General features: G+C 58.1%; 24 protein-coding genes. 4 read left to right on the plus strand and 20 right to left on the minus strand.

Translation table 11 applies throughout. The features are described from left to right. From AB5Z02_RS20650 to trmJ, 12 genes are all read right to left on the minus strand, one after another. Window positions 1-1,104 carry a bifunctional tRNA (adenosine(37)-C2)-methyltransferase TrmG/ribosomal RNA large subunit methyltransferase RlmN gene (locus AB5Z02_RS20650; RefSeq protein WP_005344856.1) on the minus strand — a complete coding sequence of 368 codons (1,104 nt, stop codon included), beginning with the start codon at window positions 1,102-1,104 and terminating at the stop codon, window positions 1-3. A 167-nt stretch (window positions 1,105-1,271) separates the two neighbouring features. Further along, complete coding sequence (gene ndk, locus AB5Z02_RS20655) at window positions 1,272-1,700, minus strand: nucleoside-diphosphate kinase (protein ID WP_005333805.1); 429 nt, start codon at window positions 1,698-1,700, stop codon at window positions 1,272-1,274. 267 nt (window positions 1,701-1,967) lie between these two features. Next, complete coding sequence (gene pepB / locus AB5Z02_RS20660; RefSeq protein WP_005359802.1) at window positions 1,968-3,251, minus strand: aminopeptidase PepB; 1,284 nt, start codon at window positions 3,249-3,251, stop codon at window positions 1,968-1,970. Further along, on the minus strand, window positions 3,248-4,552 hold the full coding sequence (gene pepB, locus AB5Z02_RS20665; RefSeq protein WP_368216881.1) for an aminopeptidase PepB: 1,305 nt from the start codon (window positions 4,550-4,552) through the stop codon (window positions 3,248-3,250). The genes pepB (AB5Z02_RS20660) and pepB (AB5Z02_RS20665) overlap by 4 nt, the downstream gene beginning before the upstream one ends. Before the next feature lie 174 nt (window positions 4,553-4,726). Then, a complete protein-coding gene (gene fdx, locus AB5Z02_RS20670; protein WP_005333808.1) occupies window positions 4,727-5,065 on the minus strand; it encodes an ISC system 2Fe-2S type ferredoxin in 339 nt (112 codons plus the stop codon). 1 nt (window position 5,066) lies between these two features. Continuing rightward, the gene (gene hscA / locus AB5Z02_RS20675) at window positions 5,067-6,914 is read right to left on the minus strand and encodes a Fe-S protein assembly chaperone HscA (RefSeq protein WP_368216882.1); all 1,848 of its coding nucleotides are present in this window, start codon (window positions 6,912-6,914) and stop codon (window positions 5,067-5,069) included. Window positions 6,915-6,942: 28 nt separating this feature from the next. Beyond that, complete coding sequence (gene hscB / locus AB5Z02_RS20680; RefSeq protein WP_042013204.1) at window positions 6,943-7,461, minus strand: co-chaperone HscB; 519 nt, start codon at window positions 7,459-7,461, stop codon at window positions 6,943-6,945. 118 nt (window positions 7,462-7,579) lie between these two features. After that, window positions 7,580-7,903: an iron-sulfur cluster assembly protein IscA gene (gene iscA, locus AB5Z02_RS20685; protein WP_005333812.1), complete on the minus strand. Its 324-nt coding sequence runs from the start codon at window positions 7,901-7,903 to the stop codon at window positions 7,580-7,582. Between the two features lie 15 nt (window positions 7,904-7,918). After that, complete coding sequence (gene iscU / locus AB5Z02_RS20690) at window positions 7,919-8,302, minus strand: Fe-S cluster assembly scaffold IscU (protein WP_005333813.1); 384 nt, start codon at window positions 8,300-8,302, stop codon at window positions 7,919-7,921. 41 nt (window positions 8,303-8,343) lie between these two features. Beyond that, entirely contained in the window at window positions 8,344-9,558 is a 1,215-nt protein-coding gene (locus AB5Z02_RS20695; RefSeq protein WP_368216884.1) for an IscS subfamily cysteine desulfurase, read from the minus strand. A gap of 53 nt (window positions 9,559-9,611) precedes the next feature. Beyond that, window positions 9,612-10,115 carry a Fe-S cluster assembly transcriptional regulator IscR gene (gene iscR, locus AB5Z02_RS20700; protein WP_026035025.1) on the minus strand — a complete coding sequence of 168 codons (504 nt, stop codon included), beginning with the start codon at window positions 10,113-10,115 and terminating at the stop codon, window positions 9,612-9,614. Window positions 10,116-10,207: 92 nt separating this feature from the next. After that, entirely contained in the window at window positions 10,208-10,930 is a 723-nt protein-coding gene (gene trmJ / locus AB5Z02_RS20705) for a tRNA (cytosine(32)/uridine(32)-2'-O)-methyltransferase TrmJ (protein WP_159143910.1), read from the minus strand. Window positions 10,931-11,117: 187 nt separating this feature from the next. On the opposite strand from trmJ, the gene AB5Z02_RS20710 reads away from it, so the two are divergent. Beyond that, entirely contained in the window at window positions 11,118-11,534 is a 417-nt protein-coding gene (locus AB5Z02_RS20710; RefSeq protein ID WP_201957536.1) for a hypothetical protein, read from the plus strand. On the opposite strand, the gene AB5Z02_RS20715 is transcribed toward AB5Z02_RS20710, so the two are convergent. Beyond that, window positions 11,487-12,020: an SCP2 domain-containing protein gene (locus AB5Z02_RS20715; RefSeq protein WP_101530750.1), complete on the minus strand. Its 534-nt coding sequence runs from the start codon at window positions 12,018-12,020 to the stop codon at window positions 11,487-11,489. The genes AB5Z02_RS20710 and AB5Z02_RS20715 overlap by 48 nt on opposite strands. A gap of 189 nt (window positions 12,021-12,209) precedes the next feature. Here AB5Z02_RS20715 and AB5Z02_RS20720 point away from each other — a divergent pair, with 189 nt between their 5' ends. Both AB5Z02_RS20720 and AB5Z02_RS20725 read left to right on the plus strand, forming a co-directional pair. Further along, a complete protein-coding gene (locus AB5Z02_RS20720) occupies window positions 12,210-13,205 on the plus strand; it encodes a peptidase U32 family protein (RefSeq protein WP_042080116.1) in 996 nt (331 codons plus the stop codon). An 11-nt stretch (window positions 13,206-13,216) separates the two neighbouring features. Then, entirely contained in the window at window positions 13,217-14,089 is an 873-nt protein-coding gene (locus AB5Z02_RS20725; protein WP_201957539.1) for a U32 family peptidase, read from the plus strand. Window positions 14,090-14,154: 65 nt separating this feature from the next. On the opposite strand, the gene nlpI is transcribed toward AB5Z02_RS20725, so the two are convergent. The 7 genes from nlpI to queA all read right to left on the minus strand — a co-directional run bounded on the left by nlpI (window position 14,155) and on the right by queA (window position 21,124). Continuing rightward, window positions 14,155-15,099: a lipoprotein NlpI gene (nlpI, locus tag AB5Z02_RS20730; protein ID WP_005351017.1), complete on the minus strand. Its 945-nt coding sequence runs from the start codon at window positions 15,097-15,099 to the stop codon at window positions 14,155-14,157. 90 nt (window positions 15,100-15,189) lie between these two features. After that, on the minus strand, window positions 15,190-15,558 hold the full coding sequence (locus AB5Z02_RS20735; RefSeq protein ID WP_005351016.1) for a rhodanese-like domain-containing protein: 369 nt from the start codon (window positions 15,556-15,558) through the stop codon (window positions 15,190-15,192). 84 nt (window positions 15,559-15,642) lie between these two features. Further along, window positions 15,643-16,590, minus strand: coding sequence for a protein translocase subunit SecF (gene secF, locus AB5Z02_RS20740; RefSeq protein ID WP_005337322.1), 948 nt, complete (start codon window positions 16,588-16,590; stop codon window positions 15,643-15,645). Window positions 16,591-16,600: 10 nt separating this feature from the next. Continuing rightward, window positions 16,601-18,454 carry a protein translocase subunit SecD gene (gene secD / locus AB5Z02_RS20745; RefSeq protein ID WP_005337324.1) on the minus strand — a complete coding sequence of 618 codons (1,854 nt, stop codon included), beginning with the start codon at window positions 18,452-18,454 and terminating at the stop codon, window positions 16,601-16,603. An 18-nt stretch (window positions 18,455-18,472) separates the two neighbouring features. Then, window positions 18,473-18,808 (minus strand): preprotein translocase subunit YajC, encoded by a 336-nt coding sequence (yajC, locus tag AB5Z02_RS20750; protein ID WP_368216887.1) that lies wholly within the window; start codon window positions 18,806-18,808, stop codon window positions 18,473-18,475. A 52-nt stretch (window positions 18,809-18,860) separates the two neighbouring features. Beyond that, window positions 18,861-19,997, minus strand: a complete 1,137-nt coding sequence (gene tgt, locus AB5Z02_RS20755) for a tRNA guanosine(34) transglycosylase Tgt (RefSeq protein WP_106843941.1) — start codon at window positions 19,995-19,997, stop codon at window positions 18,861-18,863. Between the two features lie 74 nt (window positions 19,998-20,071). Then, complete coding sequence (queA, locus tag AB5Z02_RS20760) at window positions 20,072-21,124, minus strand: tRNA preQ1(34) S-adenosylmethionine ribosyltransferase-isomerase QueA (protein WP_040066529.1); 1,053 nt, start codon at window positions 21,122-21,124, stop codon at window positions 20,072-20,074. Between the two features lie 212 nt (window positions 21,125-21,336). Between queA and AB5Z02_RS20765 the strand changes: the two genes are divergently transcribed. Then, window positions 21,337-21,783 carry a CBS domain-containing protein gene (locus AB5Z02_RS20765; RefSeq protein ID WP_041235032.1) on the plus strand — a complete coding sequence of 149 codons (447 nt, stop codon included), beginning with the start codon at window positions 21,337-21,339 and terminating at the stop codon, window positions 21,781-21,783. The last annotated feature ends 472 nt before the right edge of the window (window positions 21,784-22,255 follow it).

The raw sequence follows: 22,255 nt of genomic DNA on the forward strand, positions 1-22,255 counted from the left end.
TTAAACCATTTTGACGGAAATCCCATCCTGTTGCATCCGATTTTTGATAGTTCGCTTGGTACGGTCAATCACGTCACCCACCAGCTGACCACAGGCGGCATCGATGTCATCACCACGGGTCTTGCGGACAATCACGGTGAAACCGTACTCCATCAGCACCTTGGAGAAGCGATCGATACGGCTGTTGCTCGGCTTGCCGTAAGGGTTGCCCGGGAAGGGGTTGAACGGGATCAGGTTGATCTTGCTCGGAGTGTCCTTGAGCACCTTGGCCAGCTCGTGAGCATGCTGCATATCGTCATTGATATGATCGAGCAGCACATATTCGACGGTCACCCGACCACCGTTGGCATTGGATTTGGCCAGGTAACGACGGACACCGGCGAGGAACTCCTCGATGTTGTACTTGTCGTTGATCGGCATGATCTCTGAACGCAACTTGTCGTTCGGGGCGTGCAGGGAGATAGCCAGCGCCACGTCGATCTGGTCACCCAGCTTGTCCAGCGCAGGTACCACGCCAGAGGTGGAGATGGTCACCCGGCGCTTGGAGATGCCAAAGCCGTAGTCATCCATCATCAGACGCATGGCGGGCACCACATTAGCGAGGTTGAGCAGCGGCTCGCCCATCCCCATCATCACCACGTTGGTGATGGGACGCTTGCCACCGACCACGCGAGCCGCACGCCACACCTGACCGATGATCTCGGAGACTTTCAGGTTGCGGTTGAAGCCTTGTTGGGCGGTAGAGCAGAACTTGCACTCCAGCGCACAGCCAACTTGAGAGGAGACGCAGAGGGTCGCGCGGTCATCTTCCGGGATGTAGACGGTCTCGACCTCCTGATCACCCACCTGCAGGGCCCACTTGATGGTGCCATCGGCAGAGCGCTGCTCGCGGCTGATCTCGGGCGCCTTGATCTCGGCGATCGCCTTGAGGCGCTCTTTAAGCACCTTGTTGACGTTGGTCATCTGATCGAAATCATCACACCCAAAGTGATAGATCCACTTCATGACCTGATCTGCCCGGAATGGCTTCTCGCCCAGTTCGACGAAAAAGGCACGCATGGCATCCCGATCAAGATCCAGCAGGTTGATTTTTGTTTCGCTCATCAATGGCCTCAGTTCAAACACTTCATCAATTATTGGCTGACGACGTCAGGGGGCGGCATTGTACAAATAATGGGTCTGGCTTTCCACCTGGAGAATAGAGGGATATTGCGTAAACGGCGAAAACAACAAAGGGAGCCGAGGCTCCCTTGGTTCATAATCCACAAAAATCAGCCGCGCGGGCAGATCTCGTTGTCAGAGAAGAAGTAGGCAATTTCGCGGGCAGCGGATGCCGGTGCATCGGAGCCATGCACTGCGTTGCGATCGATGCTCTCGGCATAACAGGCACGCAAGGTACCAGCCAGCGCCTCTTTCGGGTTGGTAGCCCCCATGATCTCGCGATTGCGACGGATGGCGTCTTCCCCTTCCAGCACCTGCACCATGACAGGGCCAGAGGTCATGAAGCTGACCAGATTGTCATAAAAAGGCTTGCCCTGATGCTCGGCATAGAAACCGGCAGCCTGTTCACTGCTCATGTGCAGCATTTTGGATGCCACCACTTTCAAGCCTGCGCTTTCGAAACGGCTATAGATGGCACCGATCAGGTTCTTGCTGACAGCATCCGGTTTGACGATAGAGAAGGTACGTTCGATGGCCATTGATATCTTTCCTTAACTACAGAGTTTTATTGTTAGAATCCATGTTCGCTGGCGATTATACGTAAACAAAAACCGGAAAAACACACAAACAAGCAACTTTTTATTAAACATCACTCCCTTGCAATCAACATCCACACTCATCTTGACCGAGCAGAGCCGGAAAATATGTGCGCTTGCGCACGATAGTTACCTTAAGCCGCCAAAACCCCATCTTTTGTTCACAATTCGAACAGCATGAAAAAGGCACCCGAAGGTGCCTTGTCTCGCCTATTTGGCTTCCGCCAGCAGGGCCCGCGCTATGGTGCGCATCCCCAGGGTATTGGCCCCCGGCGCCCAGAGGGCATCGCCGTTGTCACTGAAGCAGGCGGCCAGATCGATATGCAACCAGCCCATCCCTTCGTTGGCAACGAAACGGGAGAGGAAACCCGCCGCGTTGGAGGCGCCACCCGGCCCGCCCCCCTTCACCGGACGGCTGTTGGCCGTGTCGGCGTAATGGGAGGGGCACTGCTGGCGGTGCCAGGGCTCCAGCGGCAGCGGCCAGGCAGGCTCATGCTCGGCATCGGCATAGGTCATGGCCCGGCTGACCAACCCTTTGTCGAGGCCGAACAGAGCATTGTAGCGCCCACCCAGCGCCATCACGGCTGCGCCGGTCAGGGTCGCGGCATCGATGATCAGCGGTGCGCCGGACTCGCTCGCCAGTTGCAGGCCGTCGGCCAGCACCAGCCGCCCCTCGGCATCGGTATTCACAATCTCGACCGTGGTGCCGTTCTTGTAGGTGAGGATGTCGCCCAGCTTGTAGGCGTGGCCGGAGACCAGGTTCTCGGCGCAACAGAGAATAAGCTTCACCCGCTTGTCGAGCCCGCGCAGCATAGCCAGCGCCAGCGCACCGGTGACAATCGCCGCACCACCCATGTCGCACTTCATGGTGAGCATCCCCTCGGAGCTCTTCATGGAGTAGCCGCCGGAGTCAAAGGTGATCCCCTTGCCCACCAGCGCTGCCGCTACCGGCGCCTTGGGGTCACGCCCCGGGTTGAAGTCGAGCTCCAGCAATACCGGTTCGCGCGCACTGCCGCGGCCCACCTGATAGAGGCCGACCCAGCCCGCCTGTTGCAGCGCTTCGCCTTTCAAAATGCGATGACTCACCTTGTCCGGCGCCAGCTCGGTAATAAAGGAGGCCGCTTCCACCGCCAGCTCCAGCGGGCCCAACTGCTCCGGGGTGGCATTGGTCATCTCGCGCACCCAGCGGCCGCAGAGCCAACGCGCTTCCAGCTCCTCTCTGTCCTCTTCCGAGGACATGGCCCACTGCAGTTGCACCTCCGCCTTGGGGGTTTGCAGCCCTTGGGCAAAAGCCCACTGCTGTTCACGCTCCCAGTGACCAGCCAGGGTCACTTTCTGGATCCCCTGCTGGCAGAGGCGACGGGCCGCCTGCTGGATATCGAGCAGCGGATTGGCCGTCACCAGATGGATCACCATGCCGTCGGCACGGTGAGAGAGCAGCGCCCCCTCCCCCCACTCGGCCGGTGCAAATTCACGACTTAACCAGACATTCATGCGGTCACCTCCTGCAGCCAGCGGGCGATAGTACGCAGACCGTGCCCCTTGGCGCCGGTCGCCCACAGATCATTGCCCGATTTCTGATAAGAGGCTGCCAGATCCAGGTGCACCCAACCCTTGCCCTCATCACGCACGAAGCGGGAGAGAAACGCAGCAGCCGTGGTGGCACCGGCCGTGCCTTCGGCTGAGGCGACGTTGCCCAGATCGGCAAAGGCCGAGGTGAGCTGGCTGGCATGCCAGGGCTCCAGCGGCAGCGACCACGCCTGCTCATTTTCCACCTTGGCGGCGGCCAGCGTACGCAGCTGTTCGGTCTCATCGAGGGCAAACACCGCATTGTAGTCGCGCCCCAGCGCCATCTTGGCGGCGCCGGTCAGGGTGGCTGCGTCAAGGATGTAAGCCGCACCGCTGTCGGAGGCCGCCATCAGGCCATCGGCCAGCACCAGACGACCTTCCGCATCGGTGTTCTGGATCTCGACCGAAACCCCATTCTTGTAAGTGAGGATGTCGCCCAGCTTGAAGGCGTGGCCGGAGACCAGGTTCTCGGCGCAGCAGAGAATGAGCTTCACCCGCTGGTTCAGGCCGCGGCTGATAGCCAACGCCAGTGCGCCGGTCACCATGGCTGCGCCACCCATATCGGACTTCATCGGCAGCATGTTGTCAGACGACTTCATGGAGTAGCCGCCAGAATCAAAAGTGATTCCCTTGCCCACCAGCGCCGCCACCACGGGCGCATTGCGATCACCGGTCGGGTTGTAGTCGAGCTCCAGCAGCACAGGCTCGCGCTCGCTGCCACGGCCAACCGACCAGATCCCGATATGGCCGGACTCACGCAGCGCTTCACCGGCGGTAATGCGGGCAGTAACCTGATCCCCGGCCAGACCACGAATGAGCAACAGGGCCGATTCCGCCAGACTCATGGGGTAGATCTCTTCCGGACAGCCATTGGTGATGTCACGTACCCAGCGAGCCGCCTTGAGCAGCGCATCCAGTTCACGGGCTTCCGCGTCGCTCTGCTGGCCGAAATCCAGCTCACGCGCTCCCTTGGCGGCGTAGAACCCCTGGGCGAACGCGTAGCGACGCTCCAGATCCCAGCCTTCACCGACCAGCGTCACCCGCTTGATCCCGCTCGATTCGAGGCGACGGGCGGCGCGCTGAACGGTACGCAGAACATCCTTCTCCTGACCGGCGGCACCAAGATGGATCAGTGCCTCGTCGCCATTGAAACTGAGCTGGGCGCCCTCGCCCCAATAAGCGGCCGCAGCCTGGGTGGATAACGCTACCTTCATCATGTCAGCCATCGTGTTTGCTTCCTTTTTACTGGCACTATGTATAAGCACTCTTTATGAGCAAAGAGCTTATTGGCAAAGAGAGAATAACGAATACAAAAAAGGCCGTGCCCCCGAGGGTCACGGCCTTCCACCATATCACTGAAGCACCACAGGATGCTGCACGTGCAATTCACTCATGTGTAATTAATGGCGTTCAGAGGCAAGGTTCAGGGTGTACTTGGGCAGTTCAACCACCAGATCCTCGTCCGCCAGTTTGGCCTGGCAGCTGAGGCGCGATTCCGGCTCCAACCCCCACGCCTTGTCCAGCATGTCGTCTTCCAGCTCGTCACTTGGCTCGAGCGAGTCAAAGCCCTCGCGCACCACGCAGTGGCAGGTAGTGCAGGCACAGGATTTCTCGCAGGCATGCTCGATTTCGATACCGTTGCGCAGCGCCACATCCAGAATGGTCTCGCCGCTTTGCCCCTCGAGGGCGGCGCCATCCGGACAGAGTACGGGATGAGGAAGAATGATCAGTTTTGGCATATTACACCTTGTTGACGTTTTGTCCGGTCAGCACCTTGCGGATGGAGGCGTCCATCCGGCGGGCTGCAAACTCGCCACTGACAGCATCGGCTGCCTCAATGGCTTCTTTGATTTGATGGGTTGCGCCGCTGTTGCGCATGGTCAGCAGATGGGCGATGGCGGCATCAATCTCGGCACGCTCGGCAGCATTGAGCAGGGCATCGCCATCGGCGGCCAGCGCCGCATTGAGACTCTCGACCACCCGGTCGGCTTCAACCTGCTGCTCGGCCAGCATGCGGGCATCCATATCCTGCTGGGCATTCTCGATGGAGGCACTCAGCATGTTGAGGATATCCTGCTCCGCCAGCCCGTAAGAGGGCTTGACCTGGATCTCGGCCTGCACGCCGGAGGATTTCTCCATGGCGCTGACCGAGAGCAGACCATCCGCATCCACCTGGAAGGTGACGCGAATATGGGCGGCGCCGGCTGCCATCGGCGGAATACCGGTCAGGGTAAAGCGGGCCAGGGAGCGGCAATCGGCCACCAACTCGCGTTCACCCTGTACCACGTGAATGGCCATGGCGGTCTGACCATCCTTGAAGGTGGTGAACTCCTGGGCGCGGGCAACCGGGATGGTAGTGTTGCGCGGGATCACTTTCTCGGCGAGGCCACCCATGGTCTCCAGACCCAGCGACAAGGGGATAACGTCCAGCAGCAGCATCTCGGCATCGGGCTTGTTGCCCACCAGAATATCGGCCTGGATGGCGGCGCCAATGGCGACCACCTTGTCCGGATCGATGCTGGTCAGCGGCGTACGCTGGAAGAACTCGCCCACCAGTTCACGCACCAGCGGCACCCGGGTGGAGCCACCGACCATCACCACTTCCAGCACTTCCACCTGCTCGAGACCGGCATCGCGCAGGGCGCGGCGACAAGCCAGCAAGGTCCGTTTCACCAGCGGGGTGATGAGTTCATCAAACTGGCTGCGGCTCACTGATCCCTGCCAGCCCGCAAAGGTGCACGCCACCTGCTCGGCATCGGTCAGACCATGCTTGACGGCAGCGGCCACATCCAGCAACTCGCGCTGCAGATGGGCATCCAGCTCACCGGAGAGGCCCGCCTGCTCCTTGATCCAGTCCGCCAGCAGGTGATCAAAATCATCGCCGCCGAGGGCGGAATCGCCGCCGGTCGCCATCACTTCAAATACACCGCGGTGCAGACGCAGGATGGAGATATCGAAGGTGCCGCCCCCCAGATCGTAAACCGCGATCACCCCTTCCTGACCGGAGTCAAGGCCATAGGCGATCGCGGCTGCGGTCGGCTCGTTGAGCAGCCGCAGCACGTGCAGACCGGCCAGACGGGCCGCATCCTTGGTGCCCTGACGCTGGGCATCATCGAAATAGGCGGGCACGGTAATGACCACGCCGTCGAGATCGCCACCCAGGGTCTGGGCGCCACGTTCGGCCAGCTTTTTGAGAATTTCAGCCGAGACCTGCACCGGATTGACCAGCCCCTGACGGGTTTGCAGTTGCGGCATGCCATTGTCGGCGGCAACAAACTGGTAAGGCTGCTGGCGGGTATCGATATCGGCCAGCGCCTTGCCCATCATCCGTTTGACCGAGACGATGGTGTTGTGAGGATCGAGTGCCGCTTCGCGCTTGGCATCAATTCCGACTCGAATGGCGTCGCATTGATAGTGCACCACTGACGGGAGCAGGTCGCGCCCTTGCTCATCGCAAAGGGTATCGGCGTGACCGCTGCGAACCGCAGCGACGAGAGAGTTGGTGGTGCCGAGATCGATGCCGACGGCACGTTTGTGCTGATGAGGAACAGCGCTCTGGCCGGGTTCGGCGATTTGCAGTAATGCCATGGGTAATGAAACTTCCAGCGTTAAAGGATCAAGACTCGAGAAGCGAGTCTTCGAATCGTTCCAGCTCTTCGAGGAGCTTGTCGACAAACTTGAGTTTGCGAACGCAATCAGCGGCAACGAGATCTTTGCCAGCGGCAAGAGACTCGGTCAGCTGCTGCATCAACATCTGGTGATCATGCCTGATCTCGCTGCGAAAATCCTTGATGGCGCGCTCAGGGTCGGCGTCATCTTTCAGATCGGCCAGACGCTCGCGCCACTCCAGCTGCTGCATCAGAAACGCGGTATCTTGCAGAGTCTGCTGTTCACCACGGATATCAGTGCCACGCAGGGAGAGCAGATATTCGGCACGGCGCAGCGGCGCCTTGAGGGTGGTGAATGCTTCGTTGATCTGGGCGGCACGTTGCACCGCAGCCAGCTGCTCCCGTTCGGGGGCGGTGGCAAAACGATCAGGATGGAATTGGGTTTGCAGCTGGCGGTAGGTATCAGCCAACTGACGGGTATCGAGCTCGAAGCCTTCAACCAGCCCAAACAGCTCGAAATGATTCATGCAAACCTCTTGGAAACGTTCGCCACAACCTCACTCGCCCCTGGCAAATGAGATGTGGTTGAACGGGTCATGGGCAACCCGCTCAACCACAGACGAAGGATCATTGACGTCAAACAGCTCAGACACTGAAGCTTTCGCCGCAACCACACTCGCCTTTGGCGTTGGGATTGTTGAACTGGAAGCCCTCGTTGAGGCCCTCCTTGACGAAATCCAGCTCGGTGCCATCAAGATGGATCAGGCTCTTGGCATCGACAATAATCTTGACGCCCTGCTGCTCGAACACCTGATCCTCATCGGTCAGTTCATCAACGAACTCAAGCACGTAGGCCAGACCGGAGCAGCCAGTGGTTTTGACGCCGAGGCGCAGGCCAATGCCCTTGCCCCGGTTAGCCAGAAAAGAGGAAACCCGTGCCGCGGCGGCATCTGTCATGGTAATAGCCATACTGCTCTCCGGCGCTTAGAGACCTTTCTTCTGCTTGTAATCGGCGATGGCGGCCTTGATGGCGTCCTCGGCCAGAATGGAGCAGTGGATCTTCACCGGTGGCAGGGCCAGCTCTTCGGCGATATCTGTGTTCTTGATGCCAGCCGCTTCGTCCAGGGTCTTGCCCTTGACCCATTCGGTCACCAGGGAGCTGGAGGCGATGGCAGAACCGCAGCCGTAGGTCTTGAACTTGGCATCTTCGATGATGCCTTCGTCGCTGATCTTCAATTGCAGCTTCATCACGTCGCCACAAGCGGGCGCACCGACCATGCCGGTTGCAACGCTGGGATCGTTCTTGTCAAAACCACCGACGTTGCGAGGATTCTCGTAGTGGTCGATTACTTTTTCACTGTAAGCCATATCTCACTCCTGCTAATTCTGTTGCTCACTGACCCGGTGGATCAGTGATGAGCCCATTCGACCGTGTTCAGATCGACGCCGTCTTTGTACATCTCCCACAGGGGGGACATCTCGCGCAGACGACCGATGGAGTCACGAATAAGCTTGACCGCGTAGTCAATCTCTTCCTCGGTGGTGAAGCGACCCATGCTGAAACGGATGGAGCTGTGTGCCAGCTCGTCGTTCAGACCCAGTGCGCGCAGCACATAGGAAGGTTCCAGGCTGGCGGAGGTACAGGCCGAACCGGAAGAGACCGCCAAATCTTTCAGCGCCATGATGAGGGATTCCCCTTCCACATAGGCAAAGCTGACGTTGAGGTTGCCCGGAACACGCTGATCCAGATCGCCATTGATGTAGACGGCTTCAATATCCTTGATGCCATTCCACAGACGCTGGCGCATAGCCAAGATACGCTCGCCTTCACTCACCATCTCTTCTTTGGCGATGCGGAAAGCTTCGCCCATCCCGACGATCTGGTGGGTCGGCAGAGTACCGGAACGCATGCCGCGCTCGTGGCCGCCACCGTGCATCTGGGCTTCCAGACGAACGCGGGGTTTGCGGCGAACAAACAGTGCACCGATCCCTTTCGGACCATACACCTTGTGCGCTGAGACGGAGAGCAGGTCCACTTTCAGTGCTTCCACATCTACCGGGATCTTGCCCACACTCTGAACGGCATCCACGTGCAGCAGGATCTTGCGGGAACGGCACAACTCGCCGATGGCGGCAATGTTCTGAACCACGCCGATTTCGTTGTTCACATGCATGATGCTGACCAGGATGGTGTCATCACGCATGGCATTCTCGATCATCTCGATAGTGAACAGGCCGTTTGGCATCGGCTCAAGATAGGTCACCTCGAACCCTTCACGCTCCAGCTGGCGACAGGTATCGAGCACCGCCTTGTGTTCGGTCTTGGAGGTGATGATGTGCTTGCCCTTGCTGGCATAGAAGTGGGCAACACCCTTGATGGCCAGGTTATTGGATTCGGTCGCACCGGAAGTGAAGACGATCTCGCGGGGATCGGCACCGATCAGATCTGCCACTTGATTACGGGCCAGATCCACCGCCTCTTCGGCTTGCCAGCCAAAGCGGTGAGAACGGGAAGCCGGATTGCCGAACAGGCCATCCATGGTGAGACACTGCATCATTTTTTCTGCGACACGCGGGTCCACCGGACAGGTTGCCGAATAATCAAGGTAAATAGGCAGTTTCATGTTTTTCTCCGTCACAGTCCGGGTCATACAGAGTCCCGCTGTGGAAAGCACGTTTATAGTTGGACTTTCAAGCTCACATCGCCGTGTTCTGCCCGATCAACCAGGGACAACACGGTCTTCATTTGTTCATCTTGCTTGCCGGCAATGCGGCGCACATCGGCCTGGCGTACCAGCTCGGCCAGGGTGATATCCCCGAGGAAGCTGGAGATCCGCTCACTCAGATCGCGCCACAGGGAGTGCGTCAGGCACTGGGTACCACCGTGGCAGCCGCCCTTGCCGAGGCACTTGGTGGCATCGACCGACTCATCGACCGCGGTGATCACCTGACCAACCGAAATCTCGCCTGGGGCCAAACCGAGGCGATAACCACCGCCCGGGCCACGCACGCTGCTCACCAGACCATGTTTGCGCAGGCGGGCAAAGAGCTGCTCGAGATAGGACAACGAGATGCCCTGGCGCTCGGAAATATCGGCAAGGGGGACGGGCCCCTGCTCTGCATGCAGCGCCACGTCGAGCATGGCGGTTACAGCGTAACGTCCTTTTGAAGTCAGTCTCATGTGCCTTACCGTCTTGCGAAGCAATTTAATGGGGCACATGGTCACATACCCGACCAAATCAGTCAAGTATATGGTTGAGTAAATCAGTCGGATTAATCCGGTACGCGCGCTTTCTGCACCGAGGTCAGAATACCGCGCAGAATGTTGAGCTCCGCCGCTTCCGGCCGAGCCCGATTAAACAGGCGACGCAGCTTGCTCATCACATGACCCGGATGGTCATCGGCAATAAAACCGGTCTTCATCAGGGTTTGTTCCAGGTGCTGATAAAACCCTTCCAGCTGGGCGGCACTCGGATAGGTCATCTCGTCTTCAGGCTCGGCGGCCTGCCCCTGCAGCCAGCGCATCCGCACTTCGTAACAGAGGGTCTGCACCGCCATGGCCAGATTGAGAGAGCTGTAATCAGGATTGGCCGGAATGGCCACGTGGTAGTGGCACTTTTGCAATTCGTCGTTGGTGAGACCGGTGCGTTCACGGCCAAATACCAGCGCGACCGGGTGCTGCATCCCCTCAACCACCGACTTTTCGCCAGCTTCACGGGGATCGAGCATGGGCCAGCTCAGGGTTCGCGAGCGGGCGCTGGTGCCAATCACCAGACCACAATCTGCGATCGCGTCGTCCAGTGTCGGGACGATACGGGCATTGGCAAGCACATCGCTGGCACCAGCCGCCAAGGCGAAGGCATTGTCATCCGGCAAGGCTTGCGGATCAACCAATACCAGCTGGGTCAAACCCATGGTCTTCATGGCACGTGCCGCAGACCCCATGTTGCCGGTATGAGAGGTGTTTACCAAAACGATACGAATCTGATCCAACATGCCCAGTCATTCTTCAGTCAAAAATGGCGCGCAATTGTAACATAAGAGAACACGATGTTGGCACCGTAAAAGCCGAGCCATTTCAGAACAAAACTACCCGTTTGTATAACAAACCAGCATGAGGGAAGTGAGAGGGGGGGGCTAAACTTGATGGATATCCGATAAACGGCACAGGAGACACCACGCCATGCTTCCTCCCTTTATCTATGAGAGATTGCCCAGCCTCTACCTGCTGACAGCCATTGCCATTATTACGTTGAGTGAACAGCCACTGCTCTGGTTTGCTGGCGCCTTGCTGTTTATCGCCGGTGCGGTGACCTGGATGATGCGCTCCAGCTACCGACGTACCGATCTGATTATCTTTCCGAGCAAACGCTGGCTACAGCCGGAGTGGCTGTATGAAGCGCAACCCTTTATCTGGCTGGCTGCGGGGCTGGCCATGTCACAGCTGCCCGCCCCTGCGGCACTCATCGCCTTGGTGCCCTGTCTGTGGGCCTGTCGTTGCCTCTGGGCACGGCACCATTATCGTCGCCATGCCCATGGGGTGATTGTCCACTTAAGACGGGATCCCGCCCGGCGCCGTCTGCACCGGAGCCTGCGCTGACGCGGTGCGGGCGCGTTCGATAAACGTCGCCAGATCCATCAGGGGATACTTCATCAGGCTTGGCAAGCCATCGAGATCCAGACTGTCCATCAGGTTTTTCACCTCAAGGCCCAGTTCGGTATCCCCTTCTATCTTCAGTTTGCGCTGGAAAAAGAGCGAATCCGGATCCTCTTTGCGACCAGCAATCAGGATCAGGTCGTTGGCGGTACCGCTGAAGCAGACATCGGCCTTGTCACACTCGCGAGCTACCACCAGCTGGCCATTCTGCTCACTGATAAACCAGCACAGCTCCAGATCAGAGACTTCGACTTTCAGCCACTTGTCTGCCAGAAACTCGAAATCGCCATCTTCGATAGCCTCTTTGAATACCCGGGCCAGCAAACTCTCCATCAGCTGCTTTTGCAGATTGAAGGGAACCAGCTTGAGGGGATGGCGCAAGAAGCGCGGAGCCTGTTCGACCAGGCGGCGTTGCAGTTGTTGAAACACGATAGACTCCCTTTTTTGCGCATTCAAACACAGGGAGAGTGGCAAGATCCTGTTGGAAATCAAACTTGTGCAGGGTTACCTCAAGAAGGGTAAAGCCACACAAAGCTGCCTCAGGTCAAAAAGCGGGAGTGCATGGCTGCATACAATCAGGGCTCGTTTGCCCTTCATATGCACTCTCGGAGCGTACCAATGGAATTACTCTGTCCGGCAGGCAGTTTGCCGGCACTGAAAACCGCCGTGGATAACGGGGCCGATGCCGTTTATATCGGTTTCAAGGATGACACCAATGCACGCCACTTTGCCGGTCTCAACTTTACCGACAGCAAACTGGAGAAGGCGGTAGATTATGTGCATCAACATGGTCGCAAGCTGCATATTGCCATCAATACCTTTGCCCATCCCGGGGCCGATACTCGATGGAAACAGGCGGTTGATCGCGGGGTGGCTCTCGGCGCCGATGCGTTAATCATCGCCGATCTCGCCGTGCTGGAATATGCCAGCCGCCACTACCCCGAGATGGAACTCCATGTCTCGGTGCAGGCCAGCGCCACCAATGCCGCCGCCATTCGCTTCTATCAGCAGCAATTCAATGTCACACGGGTGGTGCTGCCCCGGGTGCTCTCCATGCATCAGGTCAAGCAGCTGGCCCGCGAGACCGATGTTGGCCTTGAGGTATTCGCTTTTGGCAGCCTCTGCATCATGGCCGAGGGGCGCTGCTATCTCTCCTCCTACATGACTGGCGAGAGTCCCAACACCGTCGGCGCCTGCTCACCGGCCAAGTTCGTCCGTTGGGAAGAGACCCCGAATGGTCTCGAGTCGCGGCTCAACGAGGTGCTGATCGACCGCTATGGCCCGGGCGAAAATGCCGGTTACCCAACCCTGTGCAAGGGGCGTTTCGACGTGGATGGGCAGACCTACCACGCGCTGGAAGAGCCCACCAGTCTCAATACCCTGGGTCTCCTGCCCGAGCTGTTCAAGACTGGGATCCAGTCGGTCAAGATTGAAGGGCGCCAGCGCAGCCCCGCTTATGTGGAGCAAGTGACCCGGGTCTGGCGTGCAGCCATCGATGCCTATCAGGCCAATCCCGAGGCCTATCAGGTTAAAGCTGAGTGGGATGCCCAGCTAGCCCGCGTCTCCGAAGGTAGCCAGACTACCCTCGGCGCCTACCATCGTCAGTGGCAATAAGGAGTCCACCTATGCAATTTTCTCTCGGGCCTCTGCTCTTCTACTGGCCCAAAGCCGATACCGAAGCCTTTTACCATGCCGCTGCCGACAGTCAGGCCGACATCATCTATCTGGGGGAGACCGTCTGCAGCAAGCGGCGCGAACTCAAAGTCGATGACTGGATTGCGCTGGCCCGTCAGGTGGCCAGCTCCGGCAAGCAGGTGGTGCTCTCGACCCTCGCCCTTATCTCCGCCCCTTCCGAGCTCAAGGAGGTGAAGCGGCTGGTCGACAATGGCGATCTAATGGTCGAAGCCAACGATCTCGGTACGGTGCAACTCGCCTGGGAGGCAGGGATCCCCTTCGTCTGTGGTCCCGCCATCAACGCCTATAACGCCGATGTGCTGCGCATGCTGCTCAAACAGGGGATGAAACGCTGGGTCATGCCGGTGGAGCTCTCCCGTGACTGGCTGATCCAGCTCAATCAGGATCTGGGCCCCCTGCGCGACCAATTTGAGGTGGAGGTGTTTGCCTACGGCCATCTGCCGCTCGCCTACTCGGCGCGCTGCTTTACCGCCCGATCCCTCGACAAGCCCAAGGACAACTGCGAGCTCGCTTGCATCAACTACCCCACCGGACGACTGGCCAACAGCCGCGAGGGGCAGCGGGTGTTTAATCTCAACGGGATCCAGACCCAGTCCGGTTACTGCTATAACCTGGGTAACGAGCTGGCTGGTATGGAAGGTCTGGTAGATGTGGTCAGGCTTTCGCCGCAAGGGATAGAGACGCTGGAGATGGTGGCCCGCTTCAAAGCCAACCGGCAGGGCAATCAGCCCCTCGTTCTGCAGCAGGATCGCGATTGCAACGGCTACTGGCGCCAGATCCCCGGCATGAGCCTGATGGAGTAAACCCGCCATACGCCCAACAAAAAGGCCTCATCGCGAGGCCTTTTTTACCACTATCTGGCAGTGGTTCAGGAGGGCTGATCACCCTTGTTACGAGCGCTCTGGGCACCTGGCGGCAAGGGTTTGCGCGCCATCAACTCCAGTTCCAGCAGCGCATAGCGGTGCTCGATAAAGTCGTAGACGTTGTTGGATAAGGCCAGCTTGAAGTAGCTGATGGCCTCCTTGCGGTTGCCTTTGCCCAGCTCGAACTTGCCCAGATAGAAGTAGGTTTCACACAGGCGCTCGGCAAGCTCCCGGTTATCCTTCACCCCTTTCACCACGTTGCCCATCAGCTGGGAAGCGTTGATCTCGCCGGTATAGAGGCGAACCAGATCCCAGTTCCAGGCGTCGTCATCGTACTTGTTGAGACGCTCGCGCATCCGGCTCATGGCGGCCGACGGGTCGAGTTTCTGCTCAGCCAGATAGAGCCAGATCACCCGATAGGGGTCTTCCGGCTGCGCCTCGTAGAAACGCTTCATATCGGCCGCGGCCAGCTCGGGACGGTTACCGTAATAGAGGGCGATGCCACGGTTGAGATAGGCATAGTCATAGTCCGGCGCCAGTTCGAGGGCGGAATCGAACGCATCATAGGCTTCGTCGTAATTCTGCTGCTGTACCAGATAGACGCCGATGAAGTTGTAGGCCTCGGCGAAATCCGGTTTCTCCCGCAGGGCACGGTTGAAATCGAGCCGCGCGAGGGAACGCAGACCAACCCGATCAAACACCACGGCACGCTCATAGAACAACTCTGCCCGTTGCTCGGTGGTCAGTTCCATTTCACTGAGCATCTGCCCGAGTCGGGCGAGCGCCAGCTCACTCTGGTAGGAGACCTGCAGGGGGGTCGCCAACACCAGTGAAGCAGGCTGCGGCTTGGGAACCTTGGGGGTGTTAACCTGACTGCTACTGCTGCAACCCCACATGGGAAGCAACAACAGGATACCGAGGAGGTATCCAATCCCTTTCCTGACGTTCAATGAACACTCCGACGCTTACGCTTGACCCCGCATATGGTAAAGGTCAACTGCCGCTTTGTCATGTAGCTGTGCCCCTCTACCTCAAATAAATCAGGATTCGACAGGGTATCCGGCATCGCACCAACCGCGAAAGCCGCCGTCGACGCTGATCACCTTGCGATAACCCATCTGTTGCAGGTTGTCCGCCGCCAGAATTGAGCGAAAACCACCACCACAATAGAGGTAGAGCTCGGTCTCGAGATCCGGGAACTGGGTCTCGATATCCCGCTCAATCACGCCACGACCCAGATATCGGGCACCGGGCAGATGGCCCCTGGCCCACTCGCTCTCTTCCCGCACGTCAATCAGGTGAAACGTGCGCCCTTCGTCCTGCCAGCGCTTGATCTGGTGAACATCGGTTTCGGTGATGCGGGAGCGGATCCCGTCAACCAGCGCCAAAAAACGGGGATTGTGATGCATGACAAACTCCTGTTGTTTAAATCATGTGCGTCAGCAAACGACACGCAGAGATAAGAAAAGAGCGCCATGAGGCGCTCTTCACTGTTACGGCAGGATTTCCTGTTGGTCCGCACCCTCTTTCTCTACCTGGGTGGGCAGCATGTGCTCGCGCTTGACGCCGAGGAACATGGCAAACGCACTCGCCACATAGATGGAGGAGTAGGTACCGAACGCCACACCGATCACCATGGCCACGGCAAAACCGTGGATCAGCGCACCGCCCTTGAGCAGCAGCGCCAGCACCACGATAAAGGTAAGGCCGGAGGTGATGATGGTACGACTCAGGGTCTCGGTCATGGAGAGATCCAGAATGTACTCGGTATCCCCTTTACGCACCTTGCGGAAGTTCTCCCGCAAGCGGTCGAACACCACGATAGTATCGTTAAGGGAGTAACCCACCAGGGTCATTAGCGCCGCCAGTACTGTCAGGTCGAACTCGTACTGGAAGTAGGCAAAGACACCTAGCGTGATCACCACGTCGTGCACCAGGGAGAGAATGCCCCCCAGCGCCAGACGCCATTCGAAACGCACTGCCACGTAGGCCAGGATACAGAGGATAGAGGCCAGCATCGCCAGCGCACCGTCTGTCGCCAGTTCATCACCCACGGAAGGGCCGACGAACTCGACGCGTTTGAGCACTGCGCCCTCGTCGAGCTGCTTGGCCGCCGCCAGCACTTCGTTACCCTGTTGTTCTACCTTGACCCCCTCTTTCGGGGTCAGGCGGAACAGCACATCACGGCTGGAGCCAAAGTGTTGCAGGGTTGCCCCTTCAATCTTCTGCTCTTCCAGAGCGTCGTGGATCTTGTCCAGGCTCACCGACTGCTGGAACCCCACCTCGATAGTGGTACCACCGGTAAAGTCCAGACCCCAGTTCAGGCCCCGATCAAACAGGAAGAACAGGGCTACCACCATCAGCACGGAAGAGAAAACCACACCCGGCTTGGCATAGCGCATAAACGGGATCGGTTTTTCAAAATGTAGAATCTGAAACATCTCTCTATCCTCAGATGGGCAGCTTGTCGATACGCCGTCCACCCCAAGCCAGGTTGATAATGGCACGGGAAACTGTGATGGCAGTAAACATGGAGGCGGTCAGACCAATGCCCAGCGTCAGGGCAAAGCCCTTGATGGCGCCGGTGCCGATACCGAACAGGATCACACAGGTGATCAGCGAGGTCACGTTGGAGTCGGCGATGGTGGAGAATGCTCGATCAAAGCCCAGATGGATGGCTTGCTGAACACCGCGACCGTTGCGGATCTCTTCACGAATACGCTCGTAGATCAGCACGTTGGCATCCACCGCCATACCCAGCGTCAGGACGATACCGGCGATCCCCGGCAATGTCATGGTGGCCCCCGGGATCATCGACATGATGCCGACAATCAACACCAGGTTCATACAGAGCGCCAGGTTGGCAACCCAGCCGAACGCGCGGTAGTAGATCCCCATGAACAGCACGATCACCAGCATTGCCCAGCCGATGGCTTCCATACCGCTGTCGATGTTCTGTTGACCCAGGCTCGGACCAATGGTGCGCTCTTCCACGATCTGGATCGGGGCGATCAGGGCACCGGCACGCAGCAGCAGCGCCAGGTTGTGGGCTTCGTTGGCGTTGTCGATACCTGTGATACGGAACTGGCTGCCAAGACGCGACTGGATGGTGGCGACGTTGATCACCTCCTCCTGCTTGCGGAACTTGCGCTTGCCATCCGGACCCGGTTGACCGACCGGCTTGTACTCGATGAAGACGGTCGCCATCCCTTTACCGACGTTATCCTTGGTAAAGTTGGCCATCTTGTTGCCACCCTGGCCATCCAGCTTGATGTTGACCTGGGGACGGCTGTACTCGTCGAAACCGGACTGGGCACCCACGATGTGGTCACCGGTCAGGATCACCCGCTTTTGCAGCACCACGGGACGACCATTGCGATCGTTGTAGACCTTGGAGCTGGGCGGGACACGGCCGTCGGCCGCAGCCTGGATGTCGGCAGTCTCATCGACCATGTGGAATTCCAGGGTCGCGGTTGCACCCAGGATCTCCTTGGCGCGGGCGGTATCCTGAATACCGGGCAGTTCAACGACAATGCGCTCGGCGCCTTGCTGTTGTACCAGCGGCTCGGCCACACCCAGTTCGTTGACCCGGTTACGGATGATGGTGATGTTCTGCTCGAGGGCGTACTTCTTCACTTCCTTGATCTTGGCTTCGCTCAGACCAGCCAGCAGGATGAACTCATCCCCTTTCTGCTCGGTAGTGAAGGTCAAATCAGGGTTCTGACGACGCAGATGAGAAACGGCGCGTTCCTGATCGGCTTCGTCACGGAAGATCACCTGCACCTGATCACCGACCCGGCGCACGCCGGAGTAACGGATCTTCTGGGTGCGCAGCTCGGAGCGGAAATCCTGCACCATCTGCTCTTGCTGCTTGGTCAGTGCTTCGGCCATGTCCACTTCCATCAGGAAGTGCACACCACCGCGCAGATCAAGACCCAGCTTCAGAGGCGCCGCACCGATGGCTTCGAGCCAGGCGGGAGTGGAAGGTGCCAGGTTGAGTGCGGTAATGAAGTTGTCGCCCAGCTTGTTGGCAACGATATCGCGCGCCTTCAGCTGGTCTTCGGTGTTCTTGAAACGGATCAGGATAAAACCGTGCTCGAATGCAGCATGTTTGACCGGGATCTTGGCCGCTTCAAGGGTCTCTTTCACCAGATCAAGAGTATCTAGCTTGACTTCGGCACCACGGCTGGCAGAAACCTGCAAAGCCGGATCTTCGCCGTAAAGATTGGGGGCTGCATATAGAAAACCGATGGCGATCACCAGGATCACCATCAGGTATTTCCACAGCGGATAGCGATTCAACACGCTGTGCTCCTTGGGAGATTAAAGGGACTGGATAGAACCCTTGGGCAGAACGGCAGAGACGAAGTCCTTTTTGATGGTGACTTGAGTCTGGTCGTTCAGGGCGATCACCAGGTAATCGCTGTCTGCAGCCACTTTGGCAATTTTGCCAACCAGGCCACCGGAAGTGAGCACTTCATCACCCTTGGACAAGGAGCTCATCAGATTGCGGTGATCCTTGGCACGTTTGGCCTGGGGACGATAGATCATGAAGTAGAAGATCAGGCCGAATAGGGCCAGCATGATGATCATTTCCATACCACCACCCTGTGCACCCGGTGCTGCGCCTTCTGCATACGCCTTGGAGATAATGCTCATTTAACAACCTCTTATTGATGTAGATTTAAAAAAACAAAATTATATGTTGTTGTTATTTAACGTCATTTTCAGCTAACGGAGGCACAGGCTTCCCTTGCCGACGGTAAAACTCTGTTACAAAGTCGTCTAATTTACCCTGCTCGATCGCGTCCCGCAAACCCTGCATCACACGCTGGTAGTAACGCAGGTTATGAATCGTATTCAGACGGGCACCGAGGATCTCGTTGCACTTGTCCAGATGGTGCAGGTAGCTGCGGCTGTAGTTCTTGCAGGTGTAGCAATCGCATTCGGCATCCAGGGTGCTGGTGTCGTTGCGGTGCTGGGCATTGCGGATCTTCACTACGCCATCGGTGGTGAACAGGTGGCCGTTGCGGGCGTTGCGAGTCGGCATGACGCAGTCGAACATGTCGATACCACGGCGCACCCCTTCCACCAGATCTTCCGGCTTGCCGACACCCATCAGGTAGCGCGGCTTGTCAGCCGGAATTTTCGGGCAGACGTGCTCGAGGATGCGGTGCATGTCCTCTTTGGGTTCACCCACCGCCAGACCGCCGACCGCATAACCGTCGAAACCGATCTCCAGCAGCCCCTTGAGGGAGACATCACGCAGATCTTCGTAGACCGAGCCCTGGATGATGCCGAACAGGGCGTTCTTGTTGCCCAGCGCATCAAACTTGTCGCGGGAGCGCTTGCCCCAGCGCAGGGACATCTCCATGGACTTGCGCGCTTCTTCATAAGTGGCCGGGTACGGAGTGCACTCGTCGAAGATCATCACGATGTCGGAGCCCAGATCGTACTGGATCTCCATGGACTTCTCGGGGTCGAGGAAGATCTTCTCGCCATTGATGGGGTGACGGAAGTGGACGCCCGCTTCGGTGATCTTGCGAATATGGCCCAGGCTGAACACCTGGAAACCACCGGAGTCGGTCAGGATCGGGCCCTGCCAGTTCATGAAGTCATGCAGATCGCCGTGGGCACGCATCACTTCCTGACCCGGACGTAGCCAGAGGTGGAAGGTGTTACCCAGCAGGATCTCGGCGCCGGTTTCACGCACTTCTTCCGGGGTCATCCCCTTGACGGTGCCGTAAGTCCCGACCGGCATAAAGGCCGGCGTTTGTACCACACCACGTTCGAAGACCAGTTGACCGCGACGGGCACGGCCGTCGGTGGTTTTCAGTTCAAATTTCATTGCTACCTCGGCTGCGTCAGATAAACAGTCTGACAATAGGAGGGCCGCTCACGGCCCGGTAAATAAGCTGAAGCTTATGCTTCAACCTGGCGACGGGTGACGAACATGGCGTCCCCGTAGCTGAAGAAACGGTACTGCCCGGCCACGGCTGCCTGATAGGCCGCCATCACGTTGTCATAACCGGCAAAGGCGCTGACCAGCATGATCAGGGTCGACTCCGGCAGATGGAAGTTGGTGACCATGGCATCGACAATCTGGAACTGGTAACCAGGGAAGATGAAGATATCGGTGTCACTAAAGAAGGGCGCCAGCGGTTTGCCCTGCGCCAGGGTGACCTTGGCCGCGCTCTCCAGCGAACGGACCGACGTGGTCCCCACCGCGATCACCCGGCCACCACGGGCACGGGTGGCCGCGATGGCATCTACCACCTCTTGCGGCACTTCCGCATACTCGGAGTGCATATGGTGATCTTCAATCTTATCTACCCGCACCGGCTGGAAGGTCCCCGCCCCTACATGCAGGGTGACGAAGGCCGTTTCAACCCCTTTGGCCCGAATTTTCTCAAGCAGCGGCTCATCAAAGTGCAGACCGGCGGTCGGCGCCGCGACGGCGCCCGGCTTTTGATTGTAAACGGTCTGGTAGCGCTCCTTGTCGGCATCCTCGTCGGGACGGTCGATATAGGGGGGCAGCGGCATGTGGCCGATGGCCTCCAAAATCTCCAGCACCGGACGCGGGTCGAGGAAGTGGATCTCGAACAGGGCGTCGTGGCGGGCGCGCATCTCGGCTTCAACACCACCATCCATGATCATCCGGGTGCCGGGCTTGGGCGCCTTGGAGGCACGGACATGGGCCAGCACGCTGTGCTCGTCCAGAATGCGCTCGACCAGTACCTCCAGCTTGCCGCCGCTGGCCTTCTGGCCAAACATGCGCGCCGGAATGACACGGGTGTTATTGAATACCAGCAGGTCACCCGGATTGAGCTGATCCAGCACATCCACAAATTGACCGTGGCGCAGTGCGCCAGTCTGACCATCGAGCTGCAACAGGCGGCTGGCGGTACGCTCTGCCATCGGATAGCGGGCAATCAGCTCGTCTGGCAGATCAAAATGAAAATCGGATACTTGCATCTTTCACCTCGGGGGGAATCGGCGGCTAGTCTAGTTATCCCCATCTTCCAAGGCAACCCAAAAGACCAAAAACCCAAGAGAGACAAGGGGTAGCGAGCAATATTGAGACACACATCCGGTTAATGATTCTTTAATGTTCTGTATTGACCCTGATCATGTTTTGCCAGTTGGGGCTGGGCTAGGGTGAAAGCAGATACACAAGGAGGCCCACCATGATGACCCTATCCGAAATCATGACCGAACACCCCTTCACTCTGGGTCCGTCAAACAGTGTCAAACAGGCGATGGACCTGATGCAGCAGGAGCGGATCCGCCACATTCCCATCGTCGATGAGCAGCATCACCTGCTGGGGTTGGTAACCCTCACCGATATCCTGGCCACCCGGGAATCCAAGCTGCTGCTCATCAGCCCGGAGCGGGAAGCCGAATTTACCGACAGCGTGCAACTCGACGAGATCATGACACGGCAAGTGGCGAGCGTAGATCCTCACGCCGGCATCAAGGAGGCGGCACTTTACCTACAGCGGCACAGATATGGCTGCCTGCCGGTACTCAAAGGACGCAAGCTGATCGGCATTGTCACCGAGTCGGACTTTATTGCAGTGGCCATCAACCTGCTGGAATTGATGGAAGAGCAGGAACCACCTATCGACTTTTGATAGATCTAGCTGTAATAAAATTACAATAAAAGCGTTTTCAGCCGTCAAAATAAGCTGAAATGATGAAACACTTTCATTTTGATTGAAAAATTACACCAAATGCTTGCCTTGTGATCTACGTCACACTATCATCCCTCTCATGCAATAGTTGCCGAGGGGGAGACGAGGGATTGTGCACCCATTATCTTCCTCTCATATGTCTGCAAGTTTGCACACCCCGTAGTTAGTCTTTGCTGTAAAGCATTTGTTTATATAGCCATTCCTTGTTTGATGACCCGGCCCTGTCGTTGCGATAGCGCCGGGATTTTTTTTATCTGCGCCTTTCGGCCTCCCCTTGCCAGCACATCCCCATCGCTGCGACCAACGGCCTCAACCTCCTCGCCACCTGTTTGCACCACCGTTTATCTCATCGCGTCATCGTGGCTCTGCACACCCCTTCTTATGCCTTGAAAAGGCGATGTAGCGCACAGAC

Source organism: Aeromonas sp. R2-3, from assembly GCF_040908375.1.
In the GTDB taxonomy this organism is placed as follows: Bacteria; Pseudomonadota; Gammaproteobacteria; order Enterobacterales; family Aeromonadaceae; genus Aeromonas; species Aeromonas veronii.